This window comes from Vibrio sp. Y176 (assembly GCF_033438945.1).
Window position 1 is genome coordinate 1 of the sequence record NZ_JAWOQS010001113.1, and the last position, 532, is coordinate 532.

A 532-nucleotide genomic window follows, 5' to 3' on the forward strand; every position below is an offset into this window, starting at 1 on the left:
TGGACATTCCGCCTGGTGCAACACGTCAGTTCGACAACATGTTGCCTTATTTGATTGAAGATGAAGTCGCGCAAGATGTGGATAGCTTGCACTTCACCGTATTGGGTAAGCAAGCGGATAAAGCACAAGTGTGTGCGGTCGAGCGCGCATGGGTACAAACCGTGCTACAGCGTTTTGCTAGCCAAGGGTTGACCATCAAACGCATCTTGCCAGATGTATTGGCATTGCCTGTCAGTGATGACAACAGCAGTGCGGCACTGATTGGTGAGCAATGGCTAATTCGTCACTCAGAGACGGAAGGCGCGGTGGTGGATTCGGCGTGGCTGGACCTTTATCTCTCTTCTTACCTGCAAAATCATGAAGGTTGGCAACTCGAATGCTACAGTTCCGTGCCAGAATCGACTGTTGAGAGTGTATGGGTTCCTAAGCCAGAAGAAATGACGATGGCGTTGCTCGCAAAAGGCGTCGCGAGTAGTAAAACGAACCTGTTAACTGGCGAGTTTAAGCCGAAGTCTTCTTGGGGTAAGTACTG

General features: G+C 50.2%; 1 protein-coding gene. It reads left to right on the forward strand.

The genetic code is table 11. The features are described 5' to 3' along the window. Positions 1-532 (forward strand): type II secretion system protein GspL (gspL, locus tag R7O13_RS30490; RefSeq protein WP_318305674.1); only part of this gene is annotated, 532 nt, incomplete at both ends.